Origin of the sequence: Gluconobacter sphaericus (assembly GCF_016757795.1) — a bacterium.
In the GTDB taxonomy this organism is placed as follows: Bacteria; Pseudomonadota; Alphaproteobacteria; order Acetobacterales; family Acetobacteraceae; genus Gluconobacter; species Gluconobacter sphaericus.
Genome location: NZ_CP068419.1, coordinates 1,625,389 through 1,641,756 on the forward strand (window position 1 = coordinate 1,625,389; position 16,368 = coordinate 1,641,756).

The 16,368-nt window shown below is 56.0% G+C and carries 11 protein-coding genes and 2 pseudogenes; 11 read left to right on the plus strand and 2 right to left on the minus strand.

Annotation, left to right across the window (positions count from 1 at the left end; all coding sequences use genetic code 11):
• The first annotated feature begins 145 nt into the window (after positions 1 to 145).
• From IGS75_RS07735 to IGS75_RS07745, 3 genes are all read left to right on the plus strand, one after another.
• Positions 146 to 1,573: a methyl-accepting chemotaxis protein gene (locus IGS75_RS07735; RefSeq protein WP_237468714.1), complete on the plus strand. Its 1,428-nt coding sequence runs from the start codon at positions 146 to 148 to the stop codon at positions 1,571 to 1,573.
• A 136-nt stretch (positions 1,574 to 1,709) separates the two neighbouring features.
• A complete protein-coding gene (locus IGS75_RS07740) occupies positions 1,710 to 2,948 on the plus strand; it encodes an MFS transporter (RefSeq protein WP_141354005.1) in 1,239 nt (412 codons plus the stop codon).
• A complete protein-coding gene (locus IGS75_RS07745; RefSeq protein WP_237468715.1) occupies positions 2,939 to 3,532 on the plus strand; it encodes a YdcF family protein in 594 nt (197 codons plus the stop codon). The genes IGS75_RS07740 and IGS75_RS07745 overlap by 10 nt, the downstream gene beginning before the upstream one ends.
• Before the next feature lie 11 nt (positions 3,533 to 3,543).
• Here IGS75_RS07745 and IGS75_RS07750 read toward each other — a convergent pair whose 3' ends face one another.
• Positions 3,544 to 4,803, minus strand: coding sequence for an AGE family epimerase/isomerase (locus tag IGS75_RS07750; RefSeq protein WP_202256513.1), 1,260 nt, complete (start codon positions 4,801 to 4,803; stop codon positions 3,544 to 3,546).
• Between the two features lie 156 nt (positions 4,804 to 4,959).
• On the opposite strand from IGS75_RS07750, the gene rpe reads away from it, so the two are divergent.
• From rpe to IGS75_RS07765, 3 genes are read left to right on the plus strand one after another with little or no spacing between them, the layout of a single operon-like run.
• Entirely contained in the window at positions 4,960 to 5,637 is a 678-nt protein-coding gene (gene rpe / locus IGS75_RS07755; protein WP_202256514.1) for a ribulose-phosphate 3-epimerase, read from the plus strand.
• Complete coding sequence (locus tag IGS75_RS07760; RefSeq protein WP_202256515.1) at positions 5,634 to 7,286, plus strand: heparinase II/III family protein; 1,653 nt, start codon at positions 5,634 to 5,636, stop codon at positions 7,284 to 7,286. The genes rpe and IGS75_RS07760 overlap by 4 nt, the downstream gene beginning before the upstream one ends.
• A 14-nt stretch (positions 7,287 to 7,300) precedes the next feature.
• On the plus strand, positions 7,301 to 8,419 hold the full coding sequence (locus IGS75_RS07765; protein WP_141354013.1) for a glycosyltransferase family 4 protein: 1,119 nt from the start codon (positions 7,301 to 7,303) through the stop codon (positions 8,417 to 8,419).
• A 338-nt stretch (positions 8,420 to 8,757) separates the two neighbouring features.
• On the opposite strand, the pseudogene IGS75_RS07770 reads toward IGS75_RS07765, so the two are convergent.
• A pseudogene (locus IGS75_RS07770) lies at positions 8,758 to 9,782 on the minus strand (transposase).
• A gap of 260 nt (positions 9,783 to 10,042) precedes the next feature.
• On the opposite strand from IGS75_RS07770, the gene IGS75_RS07775 reads away from it, so the two are divergent.
• From IGS75_RS07775 to IGS75_RS07795, 5 genes and pseudogenes are all read left to right on the plus strand, one after another.
• Positions 10,043 to 10,786, plus strand: coding sequence for a (Fe-S)-binding protein (locus tag IGS75_RS07775; protein WP_202256516.1), 744 nt, complete (start codon positions 10,043 to 10,045; stop codon positions 10,784 to 10,786).
• A complete protein-coding gene (locus IGS75_RS07780; RefSeq protein WP_202256517.1) occupies positions 10,783 to 12,306 on the plus strand; it encodes a lactate utilization protein B in 1,524 nt (507 codons plus the stop codon). Before IGS75_RS07775 ends, IGS75_RS07780 begins: the two co-directional genes overlap by 4 nt.
• On the plus strand, positions 12,303 to 12,896 hold the full coding sequence (locus IGS75_RS07785) for a LutC/YkgG family protein (RefSeq protein ID WP_141354634.1): 594 nt from the start codon (positions 12,303 to 12,305) through the stop codon (positions 12,894 to 12,896). Before IGS75_RS07780 ends, IGS75_RS07785 begins: the two co-directional genes overlap by 4 nt.
• 63 nt (positions 12,897 to 12,959) lie before the next feature.
• Positions 12,960 to 13,715 (plus strand): annotated as a pseudogene (locus IGS75_RS07790) (IS5 family transposase).
• Between the two features lie 221 nt (positions 13,716 to 13,936).
• Complete coding sequence (locus IGS75_RS07795; RefSeq protein ID WP_202256518.1) at positions 13,937 to 16,270, plus strand: TonB-dependent receptor; 2,334 nt, start codon at positions 13,937 to 13,939, stop codon at positions 16,268 to 16,270.
• The last annotated feature ends 98 nt before the right edge of the window (positions 16,271 to 16,368 follow it).

Genomic DNA, 16,368 nt, shown 5'->3' on the forward strand with positions numbered 1-16,368 from the left:
TGCAGGTGTCGCATCCGGGAAAGAGTATGTTGTAAACAATTTCGAGAGAAGTATTCATTTTTTATTAATAACGGCAGGTATAAATTTGTAAACACTCACGTTGCTCCTCGAACATAGCGTGAGACCAGATGTCAAAAAGGCCCTCATGCTAAAATGGATTGAAAAAACCGCCTATGTCCGACAAAAAATCAAGGTGCTTTTTGCCGTTCTGATTCTGCTTTCTGTGGTTCAGTTCATGGTTGAGCAGATTTTTCAGCATCTGTTCGTGCATTATAGGCATGAACAGACTCTCTCGCAGGGTGCGGGACTGCTGTTCCAGATTACCCTGACGCTTCTGATCGCCAGATTTGCTATCCGCATCGTCGCGGTTCCCTTCGAACAAATCACGGCTGCTACTGAAAAGGTGGCCGGGGGCGCACTTAACACCACCATTCCCTGCCTTCATCAGCAGGACTGCGCCGGCCGTCTGGCCCGGTCCCTTCAGTCCTTTCGAGAAAACAGCCAGAATCAGCTGAAGCTTCAGGAAATTTCAGCTCTCGAGGCGCGTGAGGCCGCGCGTGTCCAGAGAGAACTTTCCGGAAAGAGCGAAAGCATCCGTCGGCTGCAAAGCGAAACGATCGAGACGATCTGCGCCGGGATGGAAATCGTGAAGAACGGGGACCTGACCTTCATGTTCCAAGAGCATTTTCAAGACCGGTTTGAAGAGTTCCGGCGGGATTTCAATACACTTATCCATATTTACCGAACAGCGATTGCCAGGATTTCCGATGCGACGCTCATGATTGCCAACGGGACGTCGGAAATCGCTTCGGCTTCCGCTGAACTGAGTGAACGGACAGAACGGCAGGCCGTCAATCTTGCCCAGTCCGCCGCGTCCCTCAACAGCATTACACAGACAGTTGGCAAAACCGCCCGCTCCGCCGTGCAGGCGCGTGAGACGTCTCTGGAAACACGGGCCCAGATGGTTGGGATTTCGGGGGTCATGCATTCGGCCAACACGGTGATGGGGGAAATCCGGGCTTCCTCGCGGCAGGTCGAGAGTATTCTGGGTCTGATTGAGGAGATCGCGTTCCAGACCAATCTGCTGTCGCTGAACGCTGGGATCGAGGCGGCGCGCGCCGGTGAGGCGGGTCAGGGATTTGACGTGGTCGCAAAGGAGATCAGGGCTCTGGCTCAGCGTTCGGCCAAGTCCGCCCAGGAGATTCGTAACATCATCGCTTCCTCGGGCCGTCAGGTGGAAGAGGGTGTTCATTTCGTTGGCGAGGCAGATCGGTCGATGAAAGTCATCAGTCAGCATGTGGACGGGATCACGTCGCTGCTTGAGGAGATTTCCCAGGCTACGACGGGTGAAGCTGAAAGCCTTGAGACAATTAACGAGGCGATCAACGAAATGGATCAGATGACCCAGCGAAATGCCGCGATGGTGGAAGAGGTCAACGTGGCGTGTCGGAACCTGAGCAACGAGGCGAAGGATCTTTTCGCCGAATTGTCCAGATTTAGCTTTGCTCCCGCGCAGCCGTCCGATGACTGGATCCACCCTGCAAACCGGAGCCTTGCTGCGGCAGAAGCCTGACGAAGACGATCTTGCCCCGGCCGGGGCGGTGGAACATTATCGCGACATGCCTCGACATTGGCCCTGATATTCCCGACACTGGTGGCATGCTGGTTCGTTTCCTGTACTTTCCTGTCCTGAATGACGTATCCTGCCCATGATGGGGCAGGCTTTCCGTTCTCTGGGGAGACGTAACTACCGCATCTGGGCCATGGGGGCCCTGGTCTCGAATATTGGGACCTGGATGCAGATGACGACGCAGGACTGGCTGGTTCTGACGGAATTGACCCGGCATGATGCGACCGCTGTTGGCATCGTTACGGCGCTTCAGCTCGCGCCACCGCTTCTGCTGATTTTCTGGACTGGAAAAATTGCTGACAGGGTGGAGAAGCATCGTTTTCTGCTGCTGACTCAAGCTGCACTTGGAACTTTGGCGATTGCGCTGGGGGTTTTGGTAGTGACGGGCCTGATTCGGTTGTGGGAAGTGGACTCGTTTGCGTTTTTAAGCGGCTGTGTGGCGGCTTTTGACAGCCCGGTGCGGCAGATTTTTGTGGGCGAACTGGTTGGTGAAGCGGATCTGGCCAATGCCGTCGCGCTCAATTCCGTTTCTTATAACGCGGGGCGTATGATCGGGCCGGCTGTGGCGGCGTTCTGTATTGCCGAGCTCGGCTCGGGCTGGTCGTTCATTCTGAACGGGCTTTCGTTTTATGGCGTACTGATGTCGCTCCTCTCCCTGCGGGCACAGGAACTGCATCGTCTTGCACTAGTCAAACCCGAAAATGCGCATCAGGAAAAACAGGATCTGCTGACGGGCGTGCGCTACGTCTGGAAGCGCGATGATCTGCGGACCATCCTGTTCATGCTGTTTCTGCTGGGGGCGTTCGGGCTTAATTTCCCGATTTATATATCAACCATGGCTGTAAGCGTCTTTCACGTCGGGGCGCATGGTTATGGGATCCTGAATTCGGCAATGGCGGTCGGAACGATCGCCGGGGCCCTGTTCGCGGCCAGTCGTAAGACCATGCAGTTTTCTGCCCTGCCGCAGGGTGCCGTCGTTTTCAGTTTGGCCTGTCTGCTGGGCGCGCTTTCTCCGGGATACTGGGCTTTTGCTGTCACGCTGGTTATGGCCGGAATGGCGTCGCTGACCTTCACGGCGGTTAGCAACAGCTACATGCAGCTGGCAACGGATCCGGGCATGCGTGGGCGGGTGGTCTCCATCCGTTTCGCGGTCTTTGCAGGGTCATCTCCGTTGGGGGCACCGCTGGTGGGCATGGTTGCGAACTGTCTGGGCCCCCGCTGGGCTCTGGGGATCGGATCGCTCTCCGGGATTCTGGCGGCCGGGGTGGCGCTGCTTTATCTGCACCGGTTGCAGGCTGGAAAAGAGACATGCTCCTGACGTACTGGGGCATGATCGTCCAAAGGTTGCGGCGGGGATTGATTGGAGTCTTGGTGCTGCTTGGTCTGCTGTTACCCTGGATGGGATGGGTCGCGTTCCGGGGTGTCTCGGCTGTTCCGGTCCGTTCGGAAATGGCGGTCATCCTCGGAACAGCCGTTACGCAAAAGGGGGAGCCGCGTCTGGCGCTGCGGGAGCGTCTGGAAGAAGGGTTGCGGCTGTGGCGTGCCGGGCTTGTGCGAACGATCATGGTGAGCGGTGCGATCGAAAGCGACAATCATCAGGACGAAGCCCGGATCATGGCGGACTGGCTGATGGCCAGGGATATTCCAGCTTCGGCAATCATTGTGGATTCGCACGGAAACAACACCTGGCTGACGGCCCTGCATGTCGCCCGGCTGCATCCCGAGGGCGTTGTCGTGGTCACGCAGTGGTTTCATGTCCTGCGGTCGGAATGGGCGCTTCGTCGGGCGGGCGTAAGGCTGGTCTCAGGGGGGGCGCCGTGCCACTTCCGGATGGCGGAACTCTGGTACCTGTTCCGGGATTCCGTGGCGCTCCCAGTCTATGTGCTAACGAAAGCGCCTTAGGGGTGACTGAATCAGTAGGGGACGCCGATCTGTTCGATGGCTGTGGCAAGGGACGGCGTGAGTGGCATCATCGGGGCAAGCGTGGCCTGATAGGCGTGATATAAGTCTCCCTTGCCTTTGTAGATCGTCTCGGTGGGTTCGCCCTCGGGGCTGACTTCATTGAACCAGCTTCCGAAATCGCGGTCGATCAGGGTTGTGTCGATATAATCCCAGATCATGCGGTACCAGTGCTCGTAATGAGGATTTCCGGTCCGCTTGTAAAGGTTGATCGCGGCTGTCAGGGCTTCGGCCTGCGCCCAGTGAATGCGGCTGCGGTTGTGCGGGCCGTGTTCCCAGTTGATGGTGTAGAGCATGCCGGGCCGGCCATCGGCGTTCCAGCCGGTGTTTACCCCGGTTTCGAACAGGGCCTGAGCGTCGTGCAGCATCCATTCTGGCGTGGCTAGGCCATGACGCAGAAGGGCGGCTTCGAGCTTCAGGGTCAGATGGGCCCACTCCACGAAGTGCCCAGGCGTCATGCCATAGGGGCGTAGGTCATCGTTAGGCTTGTCGCTGTGATAGTCGCGCATGAGCGTCCAGTTGCGCTTGAAATGCTCCGGCATTGCGAATCCTTCCGCGGCGGCCAGTTCATGTACGAAGCGCGTGACGATGCGGCGGGCGCGATGGAGCCATTTCACGTCACCAGTGACATCTGCCAGTGCCATGAAGGCCTCGGTGGAATGCATATTGCTGTTGGCGCCGCGGTAGTCTTCCTCGTCTGACCAGTCCGGGGCGAAGCTTTCGCGCATGACGCCTTCCTCCTCGCTCCAGAAATGGGTTTCGATCTGATCGATTGCATCCCGGAGCAGATCGCCTGCGCCCTCCGCACCGATCAGTACGGCCGAGGATGCCGCGAGGGCCACGAAAGCGTGCAGGTAAGCCTGCTTGCGGTCATGTTCCTTGTCTGCGAAATGCTGCCAGCCCCCATGAGTGTCATCGCGAAAATTCGTGCGCAGGGCATGGATTCCATGAGCGACGAGCGGCGCGCTTCCGGGGAGGCCCTGAAGCTCCGCCACGGCATAGGCATGGACGCAGCGTGCGGTCAGCGTGGCCTCGGGTTTCGCATTTTTAGGCAACGTGCCTTCCAGATCCAGCCCGGTAAAACCGCCGTCTATGCATCCGCCCTTGCTGAAATCTAGAAGGCGGCGACCCTGCATTTCCAGCCATGCCCGGTGAGAGGGGCGGCGGATCCAGCTGTCGCGGCTGAGGAGGGTGGGTGAAAGGCGGTCGGTCATGAGGCGCTCCGGGCAGGTCGACAGATGTGGTTATCAGGACGTTTCAGGGGCGCCGGGGTTCCGGAAGGGTATGTGGACAGGCATGATGCTCACGAAGATGCGCACGGATGCGGATGTGTCTTGCGTCGTGCGATGGGTTTGCCGATACAGGAGAGTATGACTGACCGGCCCTCAATCATCGTCGCTCCCAGCCTTTTGGCTGCTGACTTTTCCCGCCTCGGGGAAGAGATATCCTCCATTGCGCGCGCGCCCTGGCTCCATCTCGATGTGATGGACGGGCATTTCGTGCCGAATATCTCGTTTGGCCCTCCGGTCATTGCGGCCCTTCGCAGGCATACGGATGCGAAATTCGACGTCCATCTGATGATCGATCCGGTGGACCCGTATCTGGAGGCTACTGCGAAAGCAGGCGCCGATCACATCACGGTGCATGTTGAGAACGCACCCCATCTGCATCGTTCGCTTCAGACCATCCGTGCCCTGGGCTGCCGTCCCGGCGTTGCAATCTGTCCGGCGACGCCTGCAGTGGCGCTGTCGGAAGTCATGGATCTGGTGGATATCATTCTTGTCATGACCGTTAACCCGGGATTTGGTGGTCAGAGCTTTCTCGACAGTCAGCTTGCCAAGATCAGGACACTGGCGGAAATGATCCGCGAGAGCGGACGGGAGATTGTCCTTGCCGTGGATGGCGGGATTGATCCCCGGACGGCGCTACTTGTTGTGGACGCAGGCGCGACCATGCTCGTTGCGGGTTCGGCAGTCTTTGGAAAAGAAGACCGGGACGCTGCGATCCGAGCGCTTGAAGGGCCGTTCGCGGAACAGATTACCGGATGACAGGCGGTCGCTGGCTTCGAGGTCTTCGCCTCTCCTTTGCCCGTTTGCCCTTTGGGGGGCCAGCTTCCGAAGGCCCAGTGCATGCGTTCCGCGATCCATGGAAAGGCGATCCGGATCAGGGCGCGCGCCTGATTGGGGGCTATTTCCGTTTCGACCGACAGGACTATCCGCTGCCAAACGGGAACTGGGAGCGTGGTCCCTGGCCGGAGCCGGTGCGTGAATGGCTCCATGGATTCAGCTGGTTGCGGGATCTGCGGACCCTCGGGAGCGACAGGGCCCGTTTGACCGCACGGGGACTCGTCAGTGACTGGTTGACGCATCCGCCAACCGATCCGCTGGTGCGGGATGCGTGCGTCACGGGGAGGCGTCTAGCGTCGTGGCTGTCGAATCATGAGTTCTGCCTGGCCTCTGCCGATCCGCGGCTTCAGCAGCGTCTAATGGAACGGATGCTGGTGGAGGGCCGGACCATCGCGGCCCTTCTGCCTTTGCCCCCGCAGGGTGCACGTGGCCTGATGGCATTTCGGGGATTGCTGGCGGCAGCCATGGCAATGCCAGAGCAGACGGGGTTCATGTCCCGATTCCTGCGGTATCTGCCTGGAGAACTGGAGCGGCTGGTTCTGACAGATGGCACAGTAATGGAGCGCAGCCCGGAGGCGCAGTTCCTCGCCGCGCGTGAGCTGGCGGAAATGTCCGTTATGTTCCGTACTGCTCATGCCAGTGTTCCGCCCTTTATCGATCGGGCGCTGGACAAGGTCTGTCCCGTTCTGCGGGCGATGCGGCACGGTGATGGTGGTCTTGCAGTCTTTAATGGGGCGAACGAGCGGCACAGCGCAGCTGTGGAAGATGTTCTGACTCAGGGGTCGCGGCAGAAATTGATTGCGCCTGCCATGCCACAGGGAAAATTCACGCGGCTGGCGCTTGGCAAATCACTGCTGCTTGTAGACAGTGGCCCTCCCGCGCCAGTTGGTTTTGATAGTATGGCGCACGCCGGAACGCTGTCCTTCGAGTTTTCGTACCAGCGCCATCGCCTGTTCGTGAATTGTGGAAGTGCTGTGGTCGGGGCCTGGCGCGATGCCATGAGATGCAGCGCCGCTCATACGGTACTTGTAGCGGATGGTCTGTCGTCTGCGGACTTCGGACCAGCTGGCGGCATGACGCGCCGGCCGGTTACCGTGTCCTGCGATCATCAGACCGACGGCACCGCGCACTGGTTGGATCTGTCACATGATGGCTACCACGCGCCGCTGGGAGCAAAATGGACCCGTCGCCTGTATTTCGGCTCGGATGGTGAGGACTTGCGTGGGCAGGAGATCATTGATGGGGAACGCAATATCGACTTTGCCATCCGCTTTCATATTCACCCCGATGTGAAAGTGACGCAGGATGATGAGGACATCATTCTGCAGGTTGGCGGGACGATCTGGCGCTTCAGGCAGCGTGACGGGGGTGTGCGGCTGGAAAATGATATTTATCTGGGGCGAGGGAGGCGCGAGGTTTGCCAACAGATCATCATTATACCGCGGCCTCTTCCTGACGTGACTTCGCCGGAAGGTGAGGCCGCACCGGCTGATGAAAAACCTGATGCCGAAAAGGCGATTAAACGAATTCATCAGAGCATAACCTGGTTGCTTGAACGCATCCCGGAATAGGCTGTTTCGTAATTGTGAAGATACTTGAGATTACCAACGTGGATTTTGCTCTCAGGCAGTTCCTGCTGCCGCTGATGCGGGAGCTGCGTGATGCTGGGTATGACGTTCAGGGGGCCTGTGCGGAAGGTTCCCATCTGGAGCCTGTCCGGGCCGAAGGCTTTACGGTGCATGGTGTTCCGATGGCCCGCTCCTTTTCGCCACTGGCACAGTATAAGGCATTTGTTGCTCTGGTGCGGTTGATTCGGCGGGAAAAGCCGGATCTGGTCCATGGGCACATGCCGATTAGCGGCATTCTGGCGCGATTTGCCGCGCGGCTCTGCGGGGTGCGTGTCGTAGCGTATACATGTCACGGATTTTTGTTCAATCAGCCGGGATCATGGCGTCGCAGGATGCTTTCCCTGATTCTGGAATGGGCGGCAGGGCGCATAACGGATCTGTATATGACGGTCTCGGGCGAAGAAGCGCGGGACGCACGTCGGCTGCATCTGAACCGCAACCCCATCGCCATCGGCAATGGTCGTGATCCCCGACGCTACCATCCCGATCCGGAGACGCGGGCACGCTTGCGCAGGGAACTCAGAGTGCCGGAAGATCGGCCGGTGGTCATCGTGGTGTCGCGCCTGGTGCGGCATAAGGGTCATCCCGAACTGCTGCGTGCGATGGAAGATGTGCCGGAGGCGGAGCTCTGGGTGGTCGGGGAACGTCTGCCTTCGGATCATGGCGCGGATCTGACGGTAGCCTTCGCAGGCGCGTGCGACCGTCTCGGCCCGCGTCTGCGGATGCTTGGATATCGTGAAGATGTCTCGGAGTTGCTGAAGGCCGCAGATGTGTTTGCGCTGCCTAGCCATTTCGAGGGCCTGCCCATGTCGGTCATCGAAGCGATGCTGACGGGATTGCCGGTCGTGGCGACGGACGTCCGGGGGCCGAGAGAGCAGGTACTGGATGGAAAAACCGGATTTCTGGTTCCACCTGGTCTGTCCACGCCTCTCGCGAAGGCCCTGCGTACCCTGTCGCAGGATGCAACGTTAAGACAGAAGATGGGCGCGGCCGGAAGACAGGTCGCGCTTGAGGCGTATGACGAACGGCATATCCTGAAGCATGTCGTGGCGCTTATGGAAAAAGCCTGTTCCTGAGACCCTGTCAGTCGTGAAAAGTTTGAAGATCATTGAGGACTGACCATCCATGATTGAAAGGGATTGTACGACGAACGGCTGTTTGGTCTGGGCGAAAAGATGCAGAATGCTCTGTTTCGCCAGATCGGCGTCGGTCAGTGCAGATATTCCGGTCGTGATGGCATCCTACTGAGCTGCATTGTTCTTAGTCAGTTGCGAAATGAGTTGGAAGGATCGAAGAACCGCTGGTTGATGTGCTTGGCCGGTAATTTCTAGGTCTTTGCGGTTTGATTGACGGTTCTTTGGGGCGTTTTCGGTCTGCGTCTTGAGCAGATCGAGTGCTGCCCCCCGCTGGGTTGCTACGCGGCGGCGTTTATCCGCTCCAGGAAGAGGAAGCGGCGCATGTTGTAGACGGTATTGGCCAGACCGATCCGCGTGGTGGACTGGGTGATGCCTACGGTTCGGATGAACAGTCCCATCTGCGACTTCTGATCGGCAAAGACATGCTCGACACGCGAGCGGATGACCGACTTTCCAGCATTGGATCGCTGGATATGCCGATGCATCGGTTTGAGATGCGGCTTTTTCCTGTGAACCTTGGAGACAAAGTCCTGCTTTTCCATGAAGTCTTCATTGGCTTTTGAGCGATACGCCGTATCAGCCCAAACGCCTGAGGCTATATTGGTTTTATCCAACAGGCCCTCGCGTAGTCTGGCATCATCGCTGGCTGCGGCATTCGTCGTCTTCCATTTCCCGATAAACCGAAACTTCTGGTCGATGGAGACGTGGGATTTGTAGCCAAAGAACGGAATGGCGAGATCACTTGACGGCATGGTTCCATCATCCTGCCGCTTCGCCTTCATGAACTTCAGTGTCCAGCGCGCATGACGGTCCTTGTGCGACAGCTTTGCGGGTTTGTCCTGCCAGTCTTCAGGAATACGTCCTTCCCAAAGGTTGTTTTTCTCTGCGTTGGAGTTCTGCTTTGGAGCAGCCACCAGGTTGCCTCCAGGATCTGGCCCGACATCGGCAGATAGCCTGCGTCAGACGTTCCCTGAACAGCCAGAGTGTTCTGGCATCAGGCATGCGCTCCGATAGGCCCAATCCCAGAAAGCACATGCACGACAGGCAGCCGTTGATCAGATATTCCGTCCGTTCATCGGACAAATTGTTCAGCGTCTGGATAACCAGGATCCTGAACATCAGCACCGGATCAAATGGCGGTCGTCCACCTTTACTGCTGTCTGAGCAGGCCAAAGCCTGCTCCAGATCACGGCGGAAGACTTCAAAATCTACAGTCCGGGAAAATGCTTCGAGCTGATCACCAAGCCCACTCAGCTGAGGAAGCCGCTGCTTCAACATCAAAGAAACCAGGCTGCCTCGCCATCCATTCCCTCAATCAATGCAGGAGAAATGGAATCACAGAACAGGTCTCAAAAGCAGAGGGTTATTTGAGGGAGTAATTTGCGGGGTTGGAGAAATCCAATGTAAATTTTCCATAATTTATTATTATATTCGGTTTTTTGTTATGTATAAAATACTATGGTTATGATTAATTCTATTATCCTGTAAACTTGTCTTTTGTTTCTGCGCTGCTTTCATGAGACTATCGTCATCACAAGATGGTTGAAGATAAAGGTATGCTTCATGAAGGTCGGTCTGTTCGTTCCATGTTATGTGGACATGTTTCACCCCGAGACAGCAATTGCGACTCTGGAACTGCTGGAGCGCTTTGGGTTATCCGTTGAATATCCTGTCGATCAGACATGCTGCGGTCAGCCCATGACCAATACTGGCTGCGAGCGCGAGGCGGCCAAGACGGAAGAACTGTTCGTCCGCAATTTCGGGAAATACGACTACATCGTCACGCCGTCCGGAAGCTGCACCAATCAGGTGCGCAACAACATGACGGCCATCGAACAGACTGATGCCGTCAAACACGTTCGCAGCCGCACCTATGAACTGGTCGAATTCCTGCATGACGTTCTCAAGGTCGATGCGTTCCCCTGGGCCGAGTTTCCGCATCGTGTTGCCTTGCACAACAACTGCAACACGCTGCGGAACCTGCGGATCGCCAGCATGAGCGAACGTCGGGAAGAGCCGTTTTCCAAGCCGAAGGCGCTGCTGGGGATGGTCAAGGGCATTGAATTCGCCGATCTGACGCGCCCTGACGAATGCTGCGGCTTTGGCGGGACGTTCTCGGTGTTCGAGGAAGGTGTGTCGGCCAAGATGGGTCAGGACAAGGTGACGGATCAACTCAAGTCCGGCGCGGAATATGTCACGTCCTCCGATAGTTCCTGCATGATGCATCAGGAAGGCTGTGCGCGACGGATGGGTGCCAATCTCAAATACATTCACATCGCCCAGATCCTGAACGGAGCACGCGCATGACCGCCGAATTGCATGAAGAGCTGACGGACCCGCATGGCGAACAGCTCGATCATGGCGCCGCCTCGTCCCGGCCTCTGAAGTCCCGGATTTCGGAACCCCAGCCGCGGGGTGCGAAAATCCGTGGCAACCGGCCCGTTGACCAGTCCGAAGCTGCGAACCGCTTCATGGCCGCGACCGAACATGAAACCATGCATGACGCGCGCCTGTGGGATTTGCGTCAGAAGCGCGACAAGGAAATGCATGGGATCGAGGAATGGGAGGAGCTTCGCAACCTTGCCTCTGGCATCAAGGAACACACGCTTTCGAAGCTCGATTACTATCTCGAACTGTTCGAGAAAAATGCGACGGCCAACGGAATCAAGGTTCACTGGGCGAAGGATGGGGGCGAGCATAACGCCATTGTTCTGGAAATTCTGCGGAGCAGGGGCGTCGAACGGCTGATCAAGAGCAAATCCATGCTGACGGAAGAATGCGGCTTCCGGGAGTTCATGGCCCACAACAACGTCGAGGTCATCGAAACCGACCTTGGTGAGCGCATCCAGCAACTTGATGACGAAGCACCTAGCCACGTCGTCGTGCCTGCCGTGCACAAGCTGCGCACCGATGTGGCCAGCGTGTTTGCAAAGACAATTGGTTCCGATCCAGATAATGCGGATGCGCATTACCTGACAGAATGTCAGCGCGAAGCCACGCGTCCGCTGATCCTGTCGGCTCAGGCCGGTATGACGGGCGGGAATTTTGTGGTGGCGGAGACGGGAACCTTCGTTGTCTGCACCAATGAGGGCAATGCGGATCTGTCTGCCAATACGCCGCCGCTGCATATCGCGTCCATCGGGATCGAGAAGCTGATTCCCGGACTGAACGAACTGCCCGTCTTTATTCGCCTGCTGTCACGCAGTGCCCTGGGTTCTCCGATTACGCAGTATACATCGCACTTCCGTGGTCCGCGTGAGGGCAGCGAGATGCATGTCGTGCTCGTGGATAACGGGCGTTCCGAGCGTCTGGGAATGGAGAAATTCTGGTCGGGGCTGAAATGTATCCGTTGTGGTGCCTGCATGAACACCTGCCCGGTGTTCCGGCGCAGCGGTGGTTTGAGTTATGGCGCAACCTATGCCGGGCCGATCGGGCTGATTATTGACCCGACCTTCAACGCGCATAAATATCGAAACCTACCGTATTCCTCGACGATGAACGGCAGTTGTACTAATGTCTGTCCGGTAAAAATTAACATTCACGAACAGATCGCCGACTGGCGCAAGACGCTGGCGGGTGCGGGAGAAATTTCCTCGGTCAAGAAGGTCATGATGAAGGCGGCGGGCGAGGTTTTGGCATCGCCTGTAGTCTATCGGGCAAGTCTGCCTCTGGGGCGTAGCGCGCTACGACATCTGCCGCATTTTATGCTGTACAACAAGCTCAATATTTGGGGCCGCAAGCGCGACATTCCTGAGACACCCAAACAGACGTTCAATGAATGGTATCGCAAGAACCGGAAGCAGCAGGACGAAGGGAAAAAGTCATGAGCGGTTCACGCGAAGCCATTCTGGACACAATCCGGAAAAATCATATTCAGGGCGAACGTCCCCGGCCTGTCGTGCCGCTGTTCGATCAGGCAGCCCCAGCAGACATGAGGGCGCTGTTTCAAAAGACTCTTGAGCGCATGGGCGGCAAGATGCTCACTCCTTATGCGGTCGATCCGATGGCGCCCGTGTGTCAGGCTATCGTTAAGCTGGGGCCGGTCCTGTCTTGCGTGCCGGAGTTCGAGGGAGATATGAGGATCACACCCCAGACGAAGCCTACGGATATTGCCCCGGTCGAATATGCCGTTCTGCGCGCGGCGTTTGGAGTGGCGGAGACGGGATCGCTTTGTTTTACGGAAAAGCAGCTTCTTGTGAACACGACGGGCTTTTTGCCTCAGCACTTAGTGATCCTGCTGGACCCGTCTCAGATCGTGTATAATTTGCACAATGCTTACCAGCGCCCGGAATGGACGCAGGCGCATTATGCTGTGTTCCAGAGTGGTCCGTCAGCGACGGCAGATATTGAAGGCGTGCTCGTGCATGGTGCGCAGGGTGTGCGCTCGCTAAGCGTGTTGTTTCATCCGGAGGCTTAGAGTCCTTTTGGAAATTGAGCGTGAGTGGTTTTCAGGGTGTCTGTTGCGTGATTCAAACTCAGGATGTGGACGCCAGAACAACGAGGCCGAATGGCCGACATTACAGGCAAGACGAAGCGTTATCCGTCTGATCTGACCGATGAAGAATGGGATCGCATAGCGCCCCTGATGCCGCCTTTGAACCGGCGTGGCTAGGAAATGTTGCCTGTTCATTTTGGTCCATGGCAGACCGTCTATTGGTGGTTCCGCAGGCTAATGCGCCGTTTCCTGTTTCAAACCATCCATGATGTCTGCCTGATGCTTGATCGTGAAGCTACGGGACGCGAGGCCAGTCCATCTGGGGGCGTTATCGATAGCCAGAGTATCAAGGCTCCTCATGCAAAGACCCGTGGCTATGACGCCGGCAAGAAGATCGTTGGCCGCAAGCGTCATATCGCGGTCGATACCGATGGCCGACTGCTTCTGGTCAGGCTGACACCAGCCGATATTTCGGATAGTGCGGGTGGACAGATGATCCTGGATGCTATCCGCCAACGCTGGCCGTGGGTGAAGCATTTCTTCGCAGATGGGGCCTATGACCACCTGCAGTTGATGGACAAAGCCGCCTTTCACGACTTCACGGTCGAGATCATACGGCGCTCAGATACGGTAAAAGGATTTGAAATTCTGCCACGTCGATGGGTCGTTGAACGGACATTCTGCTGGATGATCCGCTGGCGCCGACTGGTGAGGGATTACGAACAGCGTATCGACGTGGCAGAGGCCATGATCCACATCGCCATGGGAAGCCTCATGCTACGCCGAAATGCTCATCCCTGAATTTCCAAAAGAGCTCTTAGAGGCCCTCAAATGTTCTGCTTTCTTTTACCTAGGGGGAAGCGGAACTTTCTTTTTTCAGAAATGAGTGTGGGAAGAGTTTCCTGCTGACAACAATACAGTGATTTTTTTGTTTTCAAACCCGATCTGTTGTGCACACTATATTCCGTATTCAGAACGTTATGAACTACGATTCGAACGATGCTGTAATGAGGGTGTGACACATGTCAGCGAGATCCTGGAAATATATCGGAATTTCTCAGATGGTGTTTTTGGCGTTGTATGGCCAAAATTCAGTCTGGGCAGCAGATATGAGACGCCCTGAAGCTGCCAGTCTCCGCGCGAAGACAGCGCATGCCCAAAAACATGCGCCCGTCGTGAAGAGTGCATCAGAGACGATCAGTGTTGTAGGATCCGGCTCCACAAGGCAGATGCAGTCGGTTTCCAGACGTGATATGCAGAATCTTGTTCCAGGAACAACACCGCTCAAGGCTGTCGGAAACCTTCCCGGCGTGCAGTTCAGTTCTTCTGATCCACTCGGGATCGACCTGTGGTCCCAGAGCTTTTACATGCATGGTTTTACCAGCGATCAGCTCGGATTTACCGTTGATGGAATTCCGCTCGGTGGTCAGGGTTATGAATCCTATAATGGTGTGCCGGTCAACCGGACGATCAGTAATGAAAACATTATCCGCACGGATGTTTCACAAGGGGCGGGCAGTCTCGATACGCCTTCGACCAGCAATTTAGGTGGTACGGTCCGGTTCTACAGCGACGACCCGCTGGACAGGATGGGGGGCAGAATTTCCCAGACTTTTGGAAGTTATGATGCTTTCAGAACGTTTGTGCGTTTCGACAGTGGAAAGCTCAATCCGAGTGGTACCAAATTCTACGTGTCTTATGACCGGCGAGCTGAAGACAAGTGGCTGGGGGGGGATTCACAGTTCCAGCAAATGGTGAATACCAAACTGGTGCAGCCCATAGGCAACCATACGACATTCAAGACCTATTTTGATTGGTCACAGGAAGCTGCGGCCTCCTATCTCGATAATTCGCTACAGATGCTGAAAACGGTCGGATATGACTCCGATTATTATTATCCTGATTACGCTGCTGCGCTTAACGCCGCGAATGGAATTTATCCAACAAAATATCAAAACCTATCTGACCCCAAGAACGCGGCCTATTACCGCGGGATCGAGACGAGCACTTACTATGTGGGCGGGATGAGTCTCGATAGCGAGCTGACCCAGCATCTGGAGTCCAGAACGACGTTTTATGGCATAGGTAAACGTTATGATGCTTGGTGGACCAGTCCCTATGTCAGTTCACCAAGTGGCGCTCCTCTTGCAGCTCAGGACCAGGCAATGAGCACACGACGCCTGGGTTTTCAGACGGACCTTCTCTACCATCTTCGCAAGCAGACATTCGATGCCGGATTCTGGTATGAGAATTCGGTCTACAACCCCTCGATGCAGTATTATAACGAGCCGGACTCGCCAGATGGCACGCCGTATGATGAGGTTGCACATCGGGGAACACCATTCATGATCGGCTATGGTGAGGCCTTCAATACCAATACATATGTCTTCCATATGCAGGATACCTACAAGGTGCTGCCGAGCCTGACGCTGCATGCCGGTTTCCGTACCATGGTGGTTAACGCGGCAGATCGCGTCACTAATAATGATTTCCGTTATACCGGGTTGACACAGATTGCCTCTGGGTCTCTGACAGCTGAGGCGGCGGCGCTTCCTCAGTTCAGTGGAAACTGGAAATTCGCTCCACATAACGAATTCTACTTTGATATTTCAAAGAACATGCAGGCTTATCCGCAAGGTGGCTATAATACCTCAACCCCTTGGGGAGCCCAGACCCAGGCTGATTTCAATACGCTCAAGAAAAACTTACGTCCCGAGACGGACTGGGTGTATGAAATCGGGTACCGTCTTCAGACGAAATACGTTCAGGGGCTCATCAATCTGTATCATACGGATTTTTCTAACCGGCAGCAGTCGATCTCTGTCGGTCCGCTCGTGACGGCGCATTCCCTATTCCAGAATGTTGGGGATGTGGATATGAATGGGGTGGACGGAAGCGTTACGATCGTACCGGTTAGGCATTTTTCGATTTACAACAGCATCAGTTACAACAGCTCGAAATTTGAAAACAACCTGACATCTGGCGGCGTGACGTATCAGCTCAAGGGGAAGCAGGAACCTAATTATGCGAAGCTGATGTATAAAAATTCGCTCAGTTATTCTGTCGGAGATTTTAATCTGCATTTTGATACGCTGTTCATGGGCAAGCGATATCTCAGCTACGTGAATGATACGCGTGTTCCGGCGTACTGGTTAGAGAATTTCGGTATGGGTTATAGCTTCAGGAATATCTCCATCGCCAAAACGCTGAAATTCGATTTCAATATCTACAATATTACCAACGAGCGTTATGTCTCGAATATGGGAAGCGGGGGCAATCCGCTTTCCGGAGATTATAATAGTTTACAGGTTGGAGCCCCCCGTTCCTTCTACGGAACGATCAGTGCCAGTTTCTGAACCCTTTGCGCCGTTCCAGATTGAATGTAGGAGTGGATGAATGGGGTACTATGTGGCGAAGCCACGATGGTTTTTTTTGGAGGGCTGCTGCCACCTCG